This is a genomic window from Faecalibacterium sp. 9 (assembly GCF_048320955.1).
Classification (GTDB): Bacteria; Bacillota; Clostridia; order Oscillospirales; family Ruminococcaceae; genus Faecalibacterium; species Faecalibacterium wellingii.
On sequence record NZ_JBLWGB010000001.1, the window covers coordinates 827101 to 846224 of the forward strand.

General features: G+C 58.6%; 19 protein-coding genes and 1 tRNA gene. 16 read left to right on the forward strand and 4 right to left on the reverse strand.

What is annotated here, in order from left to right; all coding sequences use genetic code 11:
- Positions 1–12 precede the first annotated feature (12 nt).
- Complete coding sequence (aguB, locus tag ACKXF9_RS03870) at positions 13–903, forward strand: N-carbamoylputrescine amidase (RefSeq protein WP_249237876.1); 891 nt, start codon at positions 13–15, stop codon at positions 901–903.
- 9 nt (positions 904–912) lie between these two features.
- Complete coding sequence (locus tag ACKXF9_RS03875; protein ID WP_418265364.1) at positions 913–2487, forward strand: lipase family protein; 1575 nt, start codon at positions 913–915, stop codon at positions 2485–2487.
- Between the two features lie 131 nt (positions 2488–2618).
- Here the strand turns inward: ACKXF9_RS03875 and ACKXF9_RS03880 are convergent, their stop codons facing one another.
- Complete coding sequence (locus tag ACKXF9_RS03880; protein WP_249241181.1) at positions 2619–2864, reverse strand: hypothetical protein; 246 nt, start codon at positions 2862–2864, stop codon at positions 2619–2621.
- A 21-nt stretch (positions 2865–2885) separates the two neighbouring features.
- Complete coding sequence (locus ACKXF9_RS03885; protein ID WP_348584403.1) at positions 2886–3218, reverse strand: helix-turn-helix domain-containing protein; 333 nt, start codon at positions 3216–3218, stop codon at positions 2886–2888.
- A gap of 142 nt (positions 3219–3360) precedes the next feature.
- On the opposite strand from ACKXF9_RS03885, the gene ACKXF9_RS03890 reads away from it, so the two are divergent.
- Positions 3361–3717, forward strand: a complete 357-nt coding sequence (locus ACKXF9_RS03890) for a cupin domain-containing protein (protein WP_418265365.1) — start codon at positions 3361–3363, stop codon at positions 3715–3717.
- 6 nt (positions 3718–3723) lie between these two features.
- Here the strand turns inward: ACKXF9_RS03890 and ACKXF9_RS03895 are convergent, their stop codons facing one another.
- The gene (locus ACKXF9_RS03895; RefSeq protein ID WP_418265366.1) at positions 3724–5463 is read right to left on the reverse strand and encodes a recombinase family protein; all 1740 of its coding nucleotides are present in this window, start codon (positions 5461–5463) and stop codon (positions 3724–3726) included.
- 450 nt (positions 5464–5913) lie between these two features.
- On the opposite strand from ACKXF9_RS03895, the gene ACKXF9_RS03900 reads away from it, so the two are divergent.
- Both ACKXF9_RS03900 and ACKXF9_RS03905 read left to right on the forward strand, forming a co-directional pair.
- A complete protein-coding gene (locus tag ACKXF9_RS03900) occupies positions 5914–6894 on the forward strand; it encodes a helix-turn-helix transcriptional regulator (RefSeq protein ID WP_249234995.1) in 981 nt (326 codons plus the stop codon).
- A gap of 78 nt (positions 6895–6972) precedes the next feature.
- Positions 6973–8268, forward strand: a complete 1296-nt coding sequence (locus ACKXF9_RS03905; RefSeq protein ID WP_317332555.1) for a GLUG motif-containing protein — start codon at positions 6973–6975, stop codon at positions 8266–8268.
- A 199-nt stretch (positions 8269–8467) separates the two neighbouring features.
- Here the strand turns inward: ACKXF9_RS03905 and ACKXF9_RS03910 are convergent.
- Positions 8468–8543: transfer RNA gene (locus tag ACKXF9_RS03910), tRNA-Val, on the reverse strand.
- Positions 8544–8777: 234 nt separating this feature from the next.
- On the opposite strand from ACKXF9_RS03910, the gene ruvC reads away from it, so the two are divergent.
- The 11 genes from ruvC to ACKXF9_RS03965 all read left to right on the forward strand — a co-directional run bounded on the left by ruvC (position 8778) and on the right by ACKXF9_RS03965 (position 19101).
- On the forward strand, positions 8778–9290 hold the full coding sequence (gene ruvC / locus ACKXF9_RS03915; protein WP_005943476.1) for a crossover junction endodeoxyribonuclease RuvC: 513 nt from the start codon (positions 8778–8780) through the stop codon (positions 9288–9290).
- A 107-nt stretch (positions 9291–9397) separates the two neighbouring features.
- A complete protein-coding gene (gene ruvA / locus ACKXF9_RS03920; RefSeq protein ID WP_339394633.1) occupies positions 9398–10012 on the forward strand; it encodes a Holliday junction branch migration protein RuvA in 615 nt (204 codons plus the stop codon).
- A 3-nt stretch (positions 10013–10015) separates the two neighbouring features.
- Complete coding sequence (gene ruvB / locus ACKXF9_RS03925) at positions 10016–11071, forward strand: Holliday junction branch migration DNA helicase RuvB (RefSeq protein WP_249237880.1); 1056 nt, start codon at positions 10016–10018, stop codon at positions 11069–11071.
- Between the two features lie 157 nt (positions 11072–11228).
- Entirely contained in the window at positions 11229–12584 is a 1356-nt protein-coding gene (glmM, locus tag ACKXF9_RS03930; protein WP_418265367.1) for a phosphoglucosamine mutase, read from the forward strand.
- Positions 12585–12600: 16 nt separating this feature from the next.
- On the forward strand, positions 12601–13476 hold the full coding sequence (locus ACKXF9_RS03935; RefSeq protein WP_349935760.1) for a class I SAM-dependent methyltransferase: 876 nt from the start codon (positions 12601–12603) through the stop codon (positions 13474–13476).
- Between the two features lie 172 nt (positions 13477–13648).
- Entirely contained in the window at positions 13649–14488 is an 840-nt protein-coding gene (locus ACKXF9_RS03940) for an energy-coupling factor transporter ATPase (RefSeq protein ID WP_005943468.1), read from the forward strand.
- Positions 14489–14503: 15 nt separating this feature from the next.
- Positions 14504–15424 carry an energy-coupling factor transporter ATPase gene (locus tag ACKXF9_RS03945; RefSeq protein WP_348584407.1) on the forward strand — a complete coding sequence of 307 codons (921 nt, stop codon included), beginning with the start codon at positions 14504–14506 and terminating at the stop codon, positions 15422–15424.
- Positions 15418–16233, forward strand: a complete 816-nt coding sequence (locus ACKXF9_RS03950; protein WP_418265368.1) for an energy-coupling factor transporter transmembrane component T family protein — start codon at positions 15418–15420, stop codon at positions 16231–16233. Before ACKXF9_RS03945 ends, ACKXF9_RS03950 begins: the two co-directional genes overlap by 7 nt.
- A gap of 103 nt (positions 16234–16336) precedes the next feature.
- The gene (truA, locus tag ACKXF9_RS03955) at positions 16337–17086 is read left to right on the forward strand and encodes a tRNA pseudouridine(38-40) synthase TruA (RefSeq protein WP_418265369.1); all 750 of its coding nucleotides are present in this window, start codon (positions 16337–16339) and stop codon (positions 17084–17086) included.
- Between the two features lie 12 nt (positions 17087–17098).
- Positions 17099–18331, forward strand: coding sequence for a DUF5711 family protein (locus ACKXF9_RS03960; protein ID WP_418265370.1), 1233 nt, complete (start codon positions 17099–17101; stop codon positions 18329–18331).
- A gap of 134 nt (positions 18332–18465) precedes the next feature.
- On the forward strand, positions 18466–19101 hold the full coding sequence (locus tag ACKXF9_RS03965; protein WP_348584411.1) for a hypothetical protein: 636 nt from the start codon (positions 18466–18468) through the stop codon (positions 19099–19101).
- The last annotated feature ends 23 nt before the right edge of the window (positions 19102–19124 follow it).

Genomic DNA, 19124 nt, shown 5'->3' on the forward strand with positions numbered 1-19124 from the left:
GAGGAAAGCAGTATGAGAAACGTAACGGTGGCCGTGGTGCAGATGCAGTGCGCCAAAGAGGTGGAGGCCAACATCGCCAAGGCAGATGCCATGGTGCGGGAGGCGGCGGCAAAGGGGGCCAAGATCATCCTGCTGCCGGAACTGTTCGAGCGGCCCTATTTCTGTCAGGAGCGGCAGTATGAATATTACGCCTACGCCACCCCCACGGCACAGAATCCGGCAGTGCAGCACTTCCGGGCAGTGGCAAAGGAGCTGGGCGTAGTGCTGCCCATCAGCTTCTATGAGAAGGCGGGCACCCAGCTGTTCAACAGCATCGCAGTGCTGGATGCAGACGGCACCCTGCTGGGCGTCTACCGCAAGACCCACATCCCGGACGACCACTACTATCAGGAAAAATTCTACTTTACCCCCGGCGACACCGGTTTCAAGGTGTGGGATACCCGCTTTGGCCGCATCGGCATCGGCATCTGCTGGGATCAGTGGTTCCCGGAGACGGCCCGCAGTCTGGCCCTGATGGGGGCCGAGCTGCTGTTGTACCCCACGGCCATTGGCAGCGAACCCATTCTGGACTGCGACAGCGCCGGGCACTGGCGCCGCTGCATGCAGGGCCATGCCGGCAGCAACCTTGTGCCGGTTCTGGCGGCAAACCGCATCGGTCTGGAAACGGTGGAGCCCTGCGAGGCCAACGGCGGGCAGAAGTCTGCCCTGCGGTTCTACGGCTCCTCCTTCATTGCAGACGAGACCGGTGCACTGGTGGCAGACGGCACCCGCGATACCGAACAGGTGCTGACCGCGACCTTCGATCTGGACAAGGTGGAAGAAAACCGCATGAGCTGGGGCGTGTTCCGGGACCGCCGCCCGGAGTGGTACGGCGAGATCACCCGTCAGGGCCGGGGCGTTTGAGAAAAGACCATGAAACGAAGAGATTTCTGTAAAACGGCTGCCGCGCTGCTGGCGGCGGGCACACTGGCTCCCCATGCGGCGGCAGACGCTCTGCTGCCGGAAGAAACACAGGCCGTGGTGGGCAGCATCGTGCCGGAAGACCGGTATCCCATAAGCTTCCGCAGCGACCACAGCGAGACCGATCTGACCCATGACTTTTACTATACCGACGCCTTTTTTGAGAACACGGCGCTGAAGTATGACCATCGGCTGGCGCTGGCCACGCTGGGCCTTGTGGCGGCATGCGGCAATACCTACCGCAGCGATGACCTCTATTGGCTGGAGGGGGAAGCGGGCCGCGAAGACCACATTGCAGCGGCCTACCGGGAGCTGGGCTTTGCCAATCCGGTCTGCGTGGGCTATCAGAGTAGCCTGAATACACCGGCAGACCGGGCGGGCTGCGCCTTTGCCCAGAAAACGCTGGTGCAGCAGGGACGGCGTACCACCATCATTGCGGCGATGCTGCGCGGCGTGGGTTATGGCGCAGAGTGGGTCAGCAACCTGCATCTGGGGGAGAACAGCTGGCATTACGGCTTTGTCACGGCGGCAGAGCAGTTCTTTGCAGACCTGCAGGACTATCTGGCCAGTGCAAAGGCCGCAGCCGGAGAGCTGGGCACCATCAAATTGTGGCTGGGCGGCTACAGCCGCGGCGCGGCAGTGGCAAATCTGGCCGCCGCCCGGGTGCGCAGGGAGCTGCCGCAGATCGCGCAGGAGAACACCTATGTGTACACCTTTGCAGCCCCGGCGGCACTGACGGCGGCAGACCTGCCGGAGCTGCAGGCAGACTACGACAACAACCACACTGCCAGCGGCCAGCTGAAAGCAGACTGGGACGGGAGCAACATCTTCAATCTCATTTCCAGCGGCGACGTAGTGGCCCGGGTCATGCCGGAAGAGTGGGGCTATCACCGCAACGGCAACGATCGTTTCCTGCCCGCCACGACCTATCGGAACGAGCTGGACGATCTGAACATCATCGAGAGCCGCATGGGCGGCGTGCCGCTCCGGTTCGACCAGCTGGCGACCCGGGAAGATGTGGATTCGGTGATCGCGGCGGCCCTGCGTTTCTGTAAGAGCCGCGAGAACTATCACCAGAAATACGAAGCGGCATTCATGGATATGATCCAGTGCGCCTTTACCCGCTCGGAGGAAGAGGTAGCCGACGGCGTGATCCTGGACGACGAGGCCGTGATGGCCCGTCTGCGCAGCATGCCGAACATCCGGCAGATGGATTGGAGCAGAGTGCTGCGCTGCGTAATGACGGCCTCTGCCATGAGCCGCCCCATTCTGGAGCGGGTGGGGGCCATCATCCCGCTGCAGGCACGGCAGATCGTGATCCCGGTGCTGGCCGTGGGCCTGTGCTATGAGGTGGAGACCGATGTGCTGAAGCTGCTGGTGTACTACATCATCAGCCTGATGAGTGTGAACAGCCCGGCAGACAGCGTTCTGCGTGCGGCATTCTGCCACTACCCGGAAAACTACATCACCCTGATGGAATACTACGACCCCGCCGAGCACGGCATGGCAGGATATACCAGAAGATAAAAAGCCCCGCGCGCCGCAGGGCATCCCATCCAAACAGAAACCCGGAACCCTTTTTGAGCCGTTGGCCCTGAAAAGGTTCCGGGTTTTGTACATGCTTTCGTGGTGGAATATTGTCCACAGCAGGCGAACTTTTAAGCGGGCATATCGTTGCTGCGGTCAGAGCGCTTCAAACCAAGAAATGGCGGCACTTCGGAACGCTTCAGCCCTTGCTCGTGTGCTTTTTTCAGTTGGTATTCGTGCAGGGCAATGCTGTCCAGCAGATCGCGCTGATTTTGGGAAGCTGCATAGTAATCAACGCCGAACCGCTTGCAGACTGCGCTGAGTTGGTCGAGCATTTCGACAGCAGTAGGGGACATTCGTTTGACCTCGATATCCATAGGAGCACCACCTTATATCGATCATGACCGATCAACGACGGATTTATAGTAATTGCCAAAGTCTGCAAGTGCATTGACGATTGGCAACATTTCCGCTCCGAGATCGGTCAATCCATATTCCACTTTGGGAGGATTCTCGTGATAATCACGGCGGTAGGCAAGTCCATCATCGATCATCTGCCGTAAACTCTCGGTCAAAACTTTCTGCGAGATCCCGTCGATGCTTCTTTGCAACTCATTGAATCTCCATGGACGCTCTTTCAGATTTCGCAGAAGCAAGAGCTTCCATTTTCCGCCAATCAGGGATACTGCTGTTGCAACCGGACATTCCGGCAGTTCTTCTTTTGTACGCATATCGGTCACCTCGGTATAGAGTATAGCACATTCATTTTTGAGTGTACAGTTACAAAAAGGTGCGTACTTGTTTTTGAATGTGTGAGCTTCTATACTTAGCTCAGGCAATGAAAGATTGCGAATCAAAATGGAGGTGCTTACAATGGCAAGCTACACAAAAATGACAGTTGGAAAAGAAAATCGGACGGAGCTTCATGAAAAACTCGCCCTGACTGGTGCGGAGATCAGCCTGAATACGCTTCCTGCGGGAGCAAATGTTCCGTTTGTCCACTCCCACAAGGCAAATGAGGAAATCTACGGTGTTCTTTCCGGCAAAGGCAAGGTCGTTATCGATGGCGAAGAAATCAGCCTTGCAGCAGGCGACTGGCTGAAGATTTCTCCCGTGGCAAAACGTCAGTTCTTTGCTGCAAGCAATTCTGAAATCACTTATATTTGTATTCAGGTCAAGGAGAATTCTCTCGAAGGCTATACGGCAACGGATGCTGTGATTTACGGATAAAACCTATCAAAACAAAAGGCAGGATACCATCGCCACGATGATACCCTGCCTTTGCTCGTTCCTGTTCTCGTCCTGTACCATCCACCACGAAAAAAGTCCCCCAGACCGAATGTTCTGGCGGCATCTTTCTTGGTAGACATTCCTAGGCGTTGGGAACCGCGGGCTAAGCAACAGCCCACTGGGCTGATTGCTTACTCTGCTTCGCAGAGCCGCCCTGTTCTCGTCCTGTACCGCCCACCACAAACAAAAAATCCTTAGACGAAAGTCTGAGGATTTTTGTGGTGGAGCATTGTCCACGGCACTCGAACCCAACACTTCCTCACGGGTGACCGTTTTGGCATCATCCGTGAAGTTGAAATTGAGTACGACCCGGTCATCAAAGACGTAGACCGAGTTGACAAAGGTATCAATGATCTGCCGCTGGTGTTCCGTGCTGCCCACGTCACCCTTGCGGAATTTTTCAAGCCAGAACCGAATCCACTCACGGGTCAGGACGGGCTTTTTCAGCTCTTCTTCCAGAATGCTGGTGTTCAGGGCTTCTTTCCGGGCTTCCAGCTCGTCCAACCGCTGCTTGGTGGTCGGGGTCAGGATGCCCTGTTCAATGGCTTCCAGAAGGTTTGCGAGTCGTTTCTCCGTATCCCGGAGTTGCTCTTTCAGAACAGGCAGCCGGGTGTTCTCCTGCTGCTGGGCTTCCATGACCAAATCTATCAGCCGTTCGATGATTTCATCGCTAAAAATCACCTTAATGGCAGTGTCCACCACGAACCGTTCCAGCGGCTCCTTGCGGATGGCTTTCAGGTCGCAATGCGCCTTGCCGTGGCGTTTGGCGTTGCCGCACTTGTAGTAATAGTAGGTGTTTCCCATGTGGCTGGTGCCGCTTTCGCCACCCATCAGGGTGCCGCACTTGCCACAGAACAGCTTGGTGGTCAGCAGATATCTCACATCCTCTTTTGCAGGCCGACCATGGGCGATCCTGTTCTGCTCAAAACGCTGCTGCGCCCGGTCAAACAGGTCCTGGTCAACAATGGCCGGAATGCCGCCCGGCGTCACAATGTCCTTGTAGCGGTATTCGCCGATGTAGCGGCGGTTGCGGAAGATCTGGAAGAAGCTGTTCTTTACGAACGGCTTCCCGGTGCGGGTACGCAGGCCGCGCTCATTCAGGGATGCTGCAATCTTCTCAGCCGGTTCGCCGTCGGCGTACCGGGTGAAGATTTCCTGCACGATGGGAGCCGTTTCCGGGTCGATATGGTACAGCCTGTCCTCCTTGCCAATGGTGAAACCCAGCGGCACTACACCGCCGTTGTATTTGCATTGGAGTGCATTTTCGCGCTCACCGCGCGCCACTTTCAGGGCGAGTTCGGCGGAATAGTATTCCGCCATGCCGATAAGCATACTCTCCACCATAATGCCTTCAGGCCCCTGCGAAATGGGTTCCATGGCAGACACCAGATGGACACCGTTCTTTTCCAACTGGTGCTTGTAGTTCACGGCATCGTAGCGATTTCGGGCAAAGCGGTCGAGCTTCCAGACCAGAACCACATCGAAGATTTTCTTCGCGCTGTCCTTTATCATGTGCTGGAACTCCGGGCGGTCATCCGTCTTGGCAGAATAGGCACGGTCAATGTAAGTGCCGACCACAGTGATGCCGTTCTTCTCGGCGTAGTCCTTGCAGTCGCGCAGTTGTCCCTCAATGGACGCTTCGCGCTGACTGTCGGATGAATAGCGGGCGTAGATTACGGCGGTCATGGTAGCACCTCTCTTTGCACATCATTGAATCAACGCAATGTTTCGTATAACCTATATACCATATTTCACACCTGTTTGCAAGAAAAACAAAACGGAAAAGTGGTGGTGCTCATCGTGAACACCACCACTTCAGAAGAAAAAAGTTCTTTGCCCGCTTATGCGTTTTAACAATTTGGAAACAATTACGGAAAATCGAATTTGAGCTTATTAGCTGAGAGCAAGAATCGTCCCGTGGCCACAAATTTTCAGTTCTTGAAAATTTCCTGTCCATCCGGGACTTCACTTCTTCAACTCTTGCGAGTTTCCGAAGTGTTCTTGTTGGGGCGTGCCTGCCCCAAACCCTGCTAGGAACGCGTGCTATAAGCTGGAATTTATAGATTCAATGGATAAAGGTATGGCTTGTTCCAAACTCATGCATTTATTATAATAGGGCTGTGAGGAGGTGCTGGAATGAAGCAGTGTCCCATTGATTTCTTTGACCCGGAGGTGCAGCATTTGGCCGCATCTGCCGGGTGCAGACTTTACCGGATGCAAAACGACACCGGCGAAGGGCTCATCTCTGAATATCCGATCCTGTCGGGGATCGATCTTTTCTACAATGACTTTCACATGAAGGACGGGCAGAATCAGAACAAACGCCCCATGCCGGATACCATCGAAATCAATCACTGCCGGGAAGGGCGGTTTGAGTGCGAATTTCAGAACGGCGATTATCAGTATATCGGTGCGGGCGACCTGTCCATTCACCGGCTGAGCCACACCACCCGGCAGACCCGTTTTCCACTGGCGCACTATCACGGCATTTCCATCACCATCGACTTGCCGCGGGCGCAGCAGACGCTTTCTTCTCTGGAAGCCATCATGGGCGATCTTGATATCCATTTGGAAGCCATCGCCGAGCGTTTCTGCCGGGAAGAGAGCTGCTATGTGCTGCGCAGCAACCGGGAAGTCGCGCACATTTTCTCGGAGCTGTATGCCGCCCCACCGGAACGGATGGCACACTACCTGAAAGCCAAGGTACTGGAACTGCTCATGCTCCTAAACGACCTACCGCAGGAGTCCTTCTCGGAAAAGCGGCAGTTTTTCTCCCGCAGTCAGGTCACGGCTGTCCGGGCGATACACGATGCAATGATACAAGATCTCAGTCACCATTACACATTGGCTGAGCTTTCCCGGCAGTTCGGCATTGCGCAGACTTCCATGAAGCTCTGCTTCAAAGCCGTTTATGGCAGCTCCATTTATCAATACATGAAAACCTACCGGATGCAGACCGCCCGCGTCCTTTTGCAGGATACAAGCCGCAGTGTGACCGAGATCGCAGCTACACTCGGCTATGATAACCCTAGCAAATTTTCGGAAGCGTTCAAAAAGGAATACGGCATAAGCCCCACTCTGTTCCGAAACTCGCCGTCCGAATTGGATGTTTCCTGACGGTTCGGAGTGGCAGACCGTCTTTGTTTTGTTATACTTTCTGGTTAGAAGAAACTAACAAAGAAAGGATATTCCATTATGAGACGAATTCAAACTGGCGTGATTGCCGTATGCCTCGCCGCCGCTCTCCTGTCAGGCTGTGCAGGTTCTTCCGCCCAGAGTACCGCAAGCAGCACTGCCGCAAGTTCTGCGGCAGCTTCTTCCATCAGCACCACTGCTGTTTCCGCCAACTATGACGGTGGTTCCGGCACGCAGGAAGACCCCTACCAGATCAACAGCGTAGATTCCCTGCTGACCTTTGCTTCCAACGTCAACGATGGCTCGCAGGGCGGCTATGCCGGTGTTTCCTTCAAGCTGACCAGTGATCTGGACCTGTCTGGCGTCGAGTGGGCTCCCATCGGCAACATGAACGACATGGAAACACACTCCACCCTGTTCCTCGGCTCCTTTGATGGCGACGGCCATACCATTTCCAACCTGAACTATACTTCGGATGTTTACAACTGCGGTGCCGGTCTGTTCGGCGTAAGCTGCGGTGAGGTGAAAAATCTGACACTGGAAAATGCCACGGTCACAGTAACGGAAGGCACTTCCATGGCCATTGGCGGTGTTGTGGGCTACAACATGGGCTCTGTAGACAACGTCACACTGAAAGGTGATTCCACCATTACCGGCAACAACTGTGTCGGCGGCATCGTGGGCGGCAACAACAACTCCATCACCAACTGCACGGTGGAGGGCGCTACCGTGGTCGTCATCGGTGACAATCACTTTACCGATCAGATCATCCAGGCAGACGTTGCCGAGTGCGGCGGTCTGGTAGTCGGCGGCAGCTTTGGCGGCAGCATCGACAGCTGCACCGCATCCGGCACCGTAAAAGCCACCGGCAATGAGCCGGTGGGTCTGGGCGGCATCGGTGGCTGTCTGGAAATGATGGACACCATCACCAACTGCACCGCTGATGTGACCATCGAGAGCGAAAACGGTGGTCACGCCATTGGCGGTTTATGCGGCTATGCGGGTACTCATTCCAACCCGGATATCTGCCTTGAGACGGAAGGCTTCTCCACTAAAAACTATCCCTCTGTCATTGACAACTGCAATGTGACCGTGAACATCAAGGCAAACGGTGCCACCCATGTGGGCGGCCTTGTGGGTACCGGTCTGTACTACTACGGTGAGGAGACGGTTTTCAAAATCACCAACTGCTCGGTAAAGGGCAGCATTGACGGTGCCGTTACACCCGGTACCGTTGCAGGCCGCGCCGAGGGCAGCACCATTGAAAGCTGCACTGCCGATGTGACCATTGACGAGAACGCTGGTACGGAGCAGGTCGGCACAACGACCCAGATGTACGAAAGCGCAGACCAGTAAAATGATTTTCTCCATAAGGGCAATCAAGTTCGCACAATGATAACTTGATTTCAAAGAAAAAGGCAGGATACCACCGCCACGGTGATACCCTGCCTTTGTTCGTTTACCGCTCTGCACACTCTCGCCGCAGAACTTCCGATAAACAAAAAACGTACCCGAACCCTTTTTCGTAAAGAATTGGGTTCGAGTACGAACTGTATGGTGGACGGTACAGGACTCGAACCTGTGACCTCCTGCACGTCAAGCAGATGCTCTACCAGCTGAGCTAACCGTCCATATTCCGTTTTTGCCGAAATCAGCTTGTTTATGTTATCATACCTTTTGCAAAAAAGCAAGCCTTTTTTGCAAAAAATATAAAACTTTTTTGAAATTACGGTCTCAAAAAGGCCTTTTCTGCGCGGGAACGCAGATTTCGGCGCAAAGGATCGGCGGCTTTCTGTTGCTCACACTGTTTTGTTGTGATATAATAATAAAGTTATAATAGGAATAGTATCGGAAGGTATCGCAGCATGAGAGTTTTGGGCATCGACCCCGGCTACGCCATCGTGGGCTGGGGCGTGGTGGATTACGCAGGCAACCGGTTTGCGCCGGTGGACTTCGGTGCGGTGTGCACCGACGCGGGCGTGCCGTTCGAGCGCCGTCTGGACGAGGTGTATGCAGGCATCAAAGAGGTGATCGAGCGCACCCGGCCTGAGGTGCTGGCCATCGAAAAGCTGTTCTACCAGCACAACCAGACCACCGTGATCGGCGTGGCCGAGGCGCGCGGGGTCATTCTGCTGGCGGCGGCGCAGGCGGGCCTGCCCATCTACGAGTACACCCCCATGCAGGTCAAGCAGGCAGTCACCGGCTACGGCAAGGCAGTGAAAAAGCAGGTGCAGGAAATGACCCGTGTGCTGCTGCATCTGCCCGCCGTGCCAAAGCCGGACGATACCGCCGATGCGCTGGCAATGGCCATCACCTTCTGCCACACCAACGGCAACCAGCTCAACCGCTTTGTCCGCCGTGTGGCCGGGCCGATCTGACCCTCTCACCGGTTCCGTCCGCCTGCGGCGGCGCGGTGCCGGAGCTCTCCCGAAGGGAGAGCTGAACAGAGGAGAATTGGCCGACACAGAAACTGAGAGGGTTTCAAATGATTTACTGTCTGACAGGAAAAATCGTCAAAAAAAGCATGAATGCTGTGGTGCTCAGCTGCGGCGGTGTGGGCTACTACGCCCAGTGCCCGGCCAGCGTGGCGGGCGCACTGCCCGGCGTTGGCAGGGAAGCCACCATCTACACCGTGATGAGCGTCACCGAGAACGATGTGAGCCTCTACGGCTTTGCCACCGAGGAGCAGCAGGCCTGCTTTGAGATGCTGACTGCCGTGTCCGGTGTGGGCCCCAAGGTGGGTCTTGCCATCCTGAGCGTGATGGAGCCGGAGCGGGTGGCGCTGGCGATCTCGGCGGGGGACCACAAGGCGTTCAAGGCGGCTTCCGGCGTGGGCCCCAAGCTTGCCCAGCGCATCGTGCTGGAGCTGAAGGACAAGGTTGCCAAGGGCTTTGTGGACGGCATTTCGCTGGAGGATGTGGCGGGTGCTTCCGCGCAGACGCCCGCTGCCCAGAGCAGCAGTCAGGCCATTGCGGCGCTGGTATCGCTGGGCTACAGCCAGAGCGAGGCCGCACTGGCTGTTTCCAAGATCGATGCAACATTGCCCGTGGAAGAGATCATCAAGCTGGCCCTGCGCGGCATGGCAGCAGGCAGGAGGTAAACGATGCAGGATGAAACCGCGCTGTATGGCGCAAAAATGATGCAGCCCGGCATGACTGCGGCGGACAGCGAGGAAAACAACCTCCGCCCGCAGCATCTGGAAGACTACATCGGGCAGGAAAAGGTCAAGCAGAACCTGAAGATCTATCTGGAAGCCGCCAAGCGGCGCGGGGAGCCCATGGATCACATCCTGCTCTACGGCCCGCCGGGTCTGGGCAAGACCACGCTGGCGGGCATCATCGCCAACGAGATGGGGGTGCAGATCCGTATCACCAGCGGCCCGGCCATTGAAAAGCCCGGCGACCTTGCCGCCCTGCTGACCAACCTGCAGGAGGGCGATGTGCTGTTTATCGATGAGATCCACCGCCTGTCCCGGCAGGTGGAAGAGGTGCTGTATCCGGCGCTGGAAGACTATGCGCTGGATATCATGATCGGCAAGGGCCCCAGCGCCCAGAGCATCCGCATCAATCTGCCCCGGTTTACGCTGGTGGGTGCCACCACCCGTGCGGGTCAGATCACCGGCCCGCTGCGGGACCGCTTTGGTGTGCTGCTCAAGCTGGAGCTGTACGGCCCGGACGAGCTGAGCCGCATCATCCAGCGCTCGGCAGGCATTCTGGATCAGCCCATCACGCCGGAGGGAGCGTACGAGCTGGCAAAGTGCAGCCGGGGCACCCCCCGCGTGGCCAACCGCTTTTTGAAGCGCATCCGCGACTTTGCCACCGTGCTGGGCGATGGCATCATCGATCAGGACGTGGCCCTGATGGGCCTCAAGCGGATGGACGTGGACGCGCTGGGTCTGGATGAGCTGGACCGCAGCCTGCTGCGCGCCATCATTGAAATGTACAACGGCGGCCCGGTGGGTCTGGAAACGCTGGCGGCGGCTCTGGGTGAGGAGGCTGTCACACTGGAAGACCTGTGTGAGCCGTATCTGATGCAGATGGGCTTCCTGACCCGGACGCCGCGGGGCCGCTGTGCCACCCGGCTGGCCTACGAGCATCTGGGCCTGAAAGCGCCGGAGACCGGCGCGCCCGAAGAGAACGGGCAGCAGAGTTTATTCTGACCCTCTCAGGCCGCTTCGCGTCCAGCTCTCCCGAAGGGAGAGCTTCATGAGCGAAAAACCAAAAGATGCCCAAAAGCTCCCCCTTTTGGGGGAGCTGACAATGCCGCAAGGCATTGACTGAGAGGGTTCTTCTTTCTATAGAAAGTGGGGTTTTATTATGGGAAAATACTTTGGAACCGATGGCGTGCGCGGTGTAGCGGGCGCAGACCTGACCTGTGAACTGGCTATGAAGATCGGCCGCGGCGCGGCTGCGGTGCTCACTGGCAGCACCGGCCACCGTCCGCGCATCCTCATCGGCAAGGACACCCGCCAGTCCGGCGATATGCTGGAAGCAGCCCTGACGGCCGGTCTGTGCAGTGTGGGTGCGGATGTGGAGAGCCTTGGCGTTCTGCCCACGCCCGCTGTGGCCTATCTGGTGGGCAGATACAATGCAGATGCCGGCATCGTGATCTCGGCGTCCCACAATCCGATGGAGTTCAACGGCATCAAGATCTTTGCCGGTACCGGCTATAAGCTGCCGGACGAGGTGGAGAACCAGATCGAAGCCTACATCGACAACGGTTGCGCGGGCATCGAGCTGAAGACCGGTGCCGAGGTGGGCCGTGTGTACCGCCGCGATGACGGCCTGCAGGACTATGTGGATCACCTGTATGAGTCCATCCACGGCGACCTGACCGGCCTGAACGTCTGCATCGACTGTGCAAACGGTGCTTCTGCCGCTGTGGCGCAGAAGCTGTTCCCCCGTCTGGGCGCAAAGTGCACCTTTATCGGCGTTGCACCGGACGGTGAGAACATCAACAAGGGCGTGGGCAGCACCCATCTGGAAAATCTGGAAAAGGCCGTGGTGGAAGGCGGTTTTGACTGCGGCATTGCATTTGACGGCGACGCCGACCGCTGCCTTGGCTGCGACGAAAAGGGTCAGGAGATGGACGGCGACAAGATCATTGCCCTGCTGGCGATGACCATGAAGGAAAAAGACCGTCTGGACGGCGACACCGCTGTGGTCACGGTCATGTCCAATCTGGGCTTCATCAAGTACATGGAGGCACAGGGCATCAACACCGAAAAGACCGCCGTGGGCGACCGCTATGTGCTGGAAAACATGCGTGAGAACGGGTTTGCCATCGGCGGCGAGCAGAGCGGCCATGTGATCCTGCTGCACCATGCCACCACCGGCGACGGTGAGCTGACCGCCGGCAAGCTGCTCAAGCTGCTGGCGGAGAGCGGCAAAAAGATGAGCGAACTGAACGGGATCTATGCCCAGTACCCGCAGGTGCTGGTGAATGTGACCGCCAACGCCGCCCAGAAAAAAGCCTACAAAGAGGACGAGGTGCTGGCCGGTTTCATCGAGAACGAGCAGCAGAAGCTCATGGGCATGGGCCGCGTGCTGGTGCGGGTGTCCGGCACCGAGCCGAAGATCCGCGTGATGGTGGAAGGGCAGGATCTGGACGCCATCCACCGCTGCGCCGACCGCATCGTGGATAAGATCAACAAACGCATTCTGGGACAGTAAAAGAAGGGAGGACGCCATGCGCCCTGCAGATACCTGGAAAGACTATGAACTGCTGGATGCCACCGACGGCAACCGTCTGGAGCGCTGGGGGGAGACCATCCTCATCCGCCCGGACCCGCAGGTGGTGTGGAAAACGCCCAAGCAGAGCCCCCTGTGGGCAAAGGCGGATGCGGTGTACCACCGTTCCAATCAGGGCGGCGGCGAGTGGGAGTACAAGCGCCGTCTGCCCGAAAAGTGGAAGATCAGCTGCGGCGAGGGCGAGGATAAGCTCACCCTCATCGTCAGCCCCACCGGCTTCAAGCACACCGGCGTGTTCCCGGAGCAGGCCGTCAACTGGGCATGGTACGCCAAAAAGATCCGTGCCGCAGGCCGCCCGGTAAAGGTGCTGAACCTGTTCGGCTACACCGGCGGTGCCACACTGGCCTGTGCGGCGGCAGGTGCCACCGTCTGCCATGTGGATGCCTCCAAGGGCATCGTGGCGTGGGGCAAGGACAATGCCGTGGCAAGCGGCCTTGCCGACCGGCCCATCCGCTGGCTGGTGGACGACTGTGCCAAGTTCGTTGCCCGCGAAAAGCGCCGCGGCAACACCTACGACGGCATCATCATGGACCCGCCCAGCTACGGGCGCGGCCCCGGCGGTGAGATCTGGAAGCTGGAGGACTGCATCTACGACCTCATCAGCCAGTGCGAAGAGGTGCTGAGCGATACGCCGCTGTTTTTTGCGGTGAACAGCTACACCACCGGCCTGTCCCCGGCGGTCATGGAATATATGCTCAAGACCACGCTGGTGCCCCGCTTTGGCGGCGAGACCTCCTGCGATGAGATCGGCCTGCCGGTCTCTGCCACCGGCGGCGTGGTGCCCTGCGGCGCAACGGCCATCTGGGAAGAGTAAAACGATTTTAAATGGCCGCCGCGTGCGCTTTGGCCATGTTCAGAAGAAAATAATCTTTTAGTTTCGTGTTTGTCGCGGCCTGCGGGCCGCTCCAAACACATTTTCACAGGAAGACTTAAGAATGGGGTACAGCCCCTTTCAGAGGGGCGCACCACCAGAAAGAGAAACACAAATGGAAGAGACGATTTTAACAGCACAAAATCTGAAATTCCGCTACGACAGCGACCAGCCGGTTTACGCACTGGACGGTGTCTCAACGGAAGTAAAGCGCGGCGAATTCGTGGCCGTGCTGGGTGCCAACGGCTGCGGCAAGTCCACTCTGGCAAAGCACTTCAACGCCATCCTGCTGCCGGAGAGCGGCAAGGTCTACGTGGAGGGCATGGACACCGCAGACGATGACAAGATCTATGATATCCGCCAGACCGTGGGTATGGTGTTCCAGAACCCGGACAACCAGATCGTTGCCACCGTGGTGGAGGAAGACGTTGCCTTTGCACTGGAAAATCTTGGCGTGCCGCCGGAGGAGATGCGCCGCCGCGTGGACGACTCCATGAAGATGGCCGGCATCTATGAGTACCGCGAGCGCGCACCCCACAATCTTTCCGGCGGCCAGAAGCAGCGCGTCGCCATTGCGGGCGTAGTTGCCATGCGGCCGGACTGCCTGATATTAGACGAAGCCACCGCCATGCTGGACCCCCGGGGCCGTGAGCAGGTGATGCAGACCATCCACTACCTGAACAGGAATATGGGCATCACCGTGGTGTCCATCACCCACTACATGGAGGAAGCTGCGCAGGCAGACCGTGTGCTGGTGATGAGCAAGGGCCATGTAGTGATGGAGGGCACCCCCAAAGAGGTGTTCAGCCAGACCGAGAAGGTGCGTTCCCTGCATCTGGACGTGCCGCAGGCCGCAGAGCTGCGGGATGAGCTGGTGAAGGCCGGCATCCCGATGCCGGAGGGCATCATCGACACCGGCGAATGCGCACAGGCTCTGTACGAGCTTTTGCAGTAAGGGGGGCAGACGCAAATGGCAGATATCATCAAAGTAGAACATCTGAGCTACGTCTACAACCCCGGCATGCCCAATGCGGTCACTGCGCTGGACGATGTGAGCTTTACGGTGGAAGAGGGCGACTTTGTGGGCATCATCGGGGCCACTGGCTCCGGCAAGAGCACCCTCATCACCCACATGAACGGCCTGAACAAGCCCACCAGCGGCAAAATCTATATCGATGGGCGCGACCTGTGGGCCGACCCGGAGAAGATCCGGGATTTCCGCTTCCTCACCGGTCTGGTGTTCCAGTATCCGGAATACCAGCTGTTTGAGGAGACCTGCTATAAGGACATCGCCTTTGGTCCCAAGAACATGGGTCTGGACGAAGCCGAGATCGACCGCCGCGTGCATGAAGCCGCCGATTTCGTCGGCCTTGACCCGGCCCTGCTGGAGCGCAGCCCCTTTGAGCTGTCCGGCGGCCAGAAGCGCCGGGTTGCCGTGGCGGGCGTCATGGCCATGAAGCCCCGCATCCTTGTGCTGGACGAGCCTGCCGCGGGCCTTGACCCGGAGGGACGGGACGACATCCTCAGCGAAGTAAAGGAATACCACAAAAAGACCGGCACCACCGTGCTGCTGGTGTCCCACAGCATGGAGGACATTGCCAAGTATGCCAACCGTGTTCTCGTGATGAGCAATAAGAAAATTGCCATGTACGACACGGTGGAAAAAGTCTTTGCCCGCGCTCCGGAGCTGCTGGAGCTGGGCCTTTCCGTGCCGCAGGTGACGAAAATCTTCCTCAAGCTGCGGGAAATGGGAGTGGATGTGCCCGCTGATGTGTACACCATCCCCTATGCGGTCAAAATGATCCTGGAGGCGAAGCGCCGCCGGGATGCAGGCGAGAGCCTTGTGCTCCCGCGGGAAGCAAAGCAGAAAGGAGGTGCTGCCGGATGCTGAGAGATATCACCATTGGCCAGCACTTCCCGGGCAACAGTCTGGTGCACCGGTTCGACCCGCGCCTGAAGCTGGTGCTGACCATCGCCTATATCGTGCTGCTGTTTGCAGCCTCCAATCCGCTGGGCCTTACCCTTTCCATCCTGTTTCTGGCAGTGATGTACCGGCTGGCAAAGATCCCCGGCAAAATGATCCTGAAGAGTCTGAAGCCCATCCTGCCCATCGTGGTGTTCACGGCGGTGCTCAACCTGTTCTTTGTGTCGGGCGAGGGCGAACCGCTGGTGCATATCGGGTTTTTGACCATTTATGCCGAGGGCGTGCGCTATGCGGTGCTGATGGCGGTGCGCGTCATGGCGCTCATCGCGGGCACCAGCCTGCTCACCTACACCACCAGCCCCATCGTGCTCACGGACGCCATCGAGCAGCTGCTCAAGCCGCTGGGCAAACTGCACTTTCCGGTGCACGAGCTGGCCATGATGATGAGCATTGCCCTGCGCTTTATCCCCACCCTCATTGAGGAGACGGATAAGATCATGAACGCCCAGAAGGCCCGCGGTGCCCAGCTGGACACCGGCAAGATGACCGACCGGGTAAAAGCCCTGGTGCCGGTGCTCATCCCGCTGTTCATTTCGGCCTTCCGCCGTGCGGACGAGCTGGCCATGGCCATGGAATGCCGCTGTTACCGGGGCGGCGATGGCCGCACCCGCCTGAAGGTGCTGCGCTGCGAAAAGCAGGATTATATCGATCTGGCCGTGTGCATCGCCTGCTTTGCAGTGATCCTTGCCTCCCGGCTGGTGTTCCCGAATTTTTAAAACTCCCCCAGTCGCCTTCGGCGACAGCCCCCTCGAGGAGGGGGCCTTATAGCCTCCCTCTTTGAGGGAGGTGGCACGGCAAAGCCGTGACGGAAGGAGTTCCATGCAGAACTTTTTACTTACCCTTGCCTACGACGGCACGAACTACTGCGGCTTTCAGGTGCAGCCCAACGGGCGCAGCGTGGCCGCTGCGTTTCAGGACGCGCTGGAAGCGGTGCTGGGCTCCCGGCCCGACATCAAGGGCTGCAGCCGCACCGATGCGGGGGTGCATGCGCTGGGCTTCCGGCTCAACTTCCACGCCGATACCCGCATCCCGGCAGCAAAGCTGCCGCTGGCGCTGAACCAGCATCTGCCGCCGGACATCCGGGTGCTGGATGCGCAGCCGGTGCCGGAGGATTTCCACGCCCGGTACGCCGCCCACACCAAGACCTATCTCTACCGCATCCACAACCACCCCATCGATTCGCCTTTTGATGTGGCCTATTACACCCGGGTGCCCCGGCATCTGGACGAAGCCAGAATGCAGGCGGCGGCGCAGCAGTTCGTGGGCAGACACGATTTTCTGGCCCTGTGCGCGGCGGGCTCTTCCGCTGCAGCCCATGGCGACACGGTGCGCACCATCACGGACTGTCACGTTACCCGCAAGGGGGACGAGATCGACATTGAAGTGACCGCCGACGGCTACCTGTACAACATGGTGCGCATCCTGGCGGGCACTTTGTGCGAAGCGGGCGCAGGCCGGCTGGACCCGGCGGAAATCCCCGCCATTCTGGCAAGCCGCGACCGCAGCCGCGCCGGGCCGACCCTGCCCGCCAAAGGCCTGTTTTTAAAATGTGTGGAGTATGATCTGTAAGGAGAACCATCCATGAGCAAAATTCGCCGCGGCGACCATTCCAGCGAAGGGGAGCCGCTTTCTGCCGGGCGCGTCGAATATCTGGAAGCCGCCCGGGCTCGGGTGCGCACACGGCGCATCCGCCGCACCGTCATCATCGTAGCGGTGCTGACCATCCTCGTCCTGTTTGCCACCGGCGCGGTGGGCTCCTCCATCGCGCGGGCAAAGGATCTGGTGGATACGGCTGTTATCACGCTGGCCCCGGCGCCCGGCTGGCCGCAGCAGACCGGCATCACCGACCCGGACACGGTGCAGCAGCTTTCCGGTGCCTTTGTGGAGATGGGCGGGGACAGCTGTGCTGTTTACAGCATGAACGGCACCCGGCTCAACAGCATCCAGAGCGGCTACGCCCGCCCGGCCATTGCGGCCGGCAAGACCCGCTTTGTGCTGTACAACCGCTCCGGCAGTGAGCTGCGGGTGGAAAGCCGCACCCAGAACCTTTACACCAAGACCATGGACAGCACCATCTACCTGTGCGCCGTGGCAGACGCCGGGCAGGTGGCTGTTGTGACCGACAATGCCGACAGCGCGGCAGCGCTGACCGTTTACAATTCCAGCATGCAGCAGCAGCTGGTCTGGAACCTGACCAGCGAGCAGGGCATTCCCCTGCGCATGGCGTTTTCGCCGGACAGCCGCCGCCTTGCCGCAGCCGCTGTGACGGCTGTGGGCGGGCAGCTGACCACCAACCTGTATGCGCTGCCCCTTGCACAGGGCGACCCGGTGCTGCTGAGCACTGAGAACAGTGTGCCCCAGTGGATGGGCTGGCTGTCCAACGGCTTTCTGCTGGTGATCTACGAGAACCGCGCCGTGCTGTACAACACCACCGGCGGCAGCATCGGCGAGCGTGCCAGCTATGACTTTGGCGGCAGCACCCTCGTCAGCGTGTCTGCCGAAAACAATGGTGTGGCCCTGCTGCTGAGCAATGGCCAGACCAGCACGGCGGTGCTGCTGGACGGGGAGCTGACCGTGGGTTACAGCGGCAGCGTGCTCTCGGCCAGCCAGATCATCCGGGCAAAGAACGATGGCTTCTATCTGCTCACCGACAGCACGGTGGAGCGCTTCAACAATGTGGGCGAGTTCCAGTGGAGCCAGCCGCTTTCGGCCCGGCCCCGGGCACTGGTCGAGGGCAGGCAGATTTTGGTGTTCACCGGCAACACGGTGCAGGTGCTCACGCCGCCGGAGCAGGCAGCTTCCAGCGGACAGTGACTTTTTAGGTGGGAAATCATGCGGAAATAGCACTCTTGCGGGGAAAGTGATAAAAATAACAGGGAAAACAAGGTATGTTCAAGAATCCGTCATTTCTTTTTGATATTATATGCACTGTAGTATGGGTGATCCTGATGGTGCGCTATGCGCGCAAGGGCTTCCTTGCGTCCATGGTGGGGCTGGTGGGCAATCTGCTCAGCCTGCTGGGTGCCCACCAGCTTTCCGCCGCCTGTGCCGGATGGGTGTTCGAGCACATGCTGGCCGGCGGCTTCCGCACCCAGATCGCCGCCAGCATCGCCGCAGGCGGTGCGGTGGACCTTTCCGGCATTGCGGAAAAGTATGCAGGCTTTCTGCCCGCCAGCTTCCGCGCGTCCATCGTGGCGGCCTGCGAGCGCTCCATTGGGGCCGTTCTGGCCGACAATGCCGTGGTGCTGGCCGATTCCATTGTGGAGAATGTGCTGCAGCCCCTGCTCACGCCGGTGATTACACTGGTGCTGTTCTTCCTGTTCTACGCGCTTCTGCGCCTGCTGGTGAGTATGCTGGTCACGGTGCTGGGCCTTGTGAACAAGCTGCCGGTCATCGGCACGGTGAACCGCGGCCTTGGCTGGCTGGTGGGAGCCGGTACGGCACTGCTGGATGTCTATCTGGTGCTGTGCATCCTGTGGGGCCTCATCGTGATTACAGGCGGCAGCCTGAATGTGCTTAACGATACGGTGATGAGCACGAGCCTTTACTACAAAATCTTCAATCTCTTCAACCCTTTCCTGTAAAGGGTTTTGAATAAAGGAGGAAC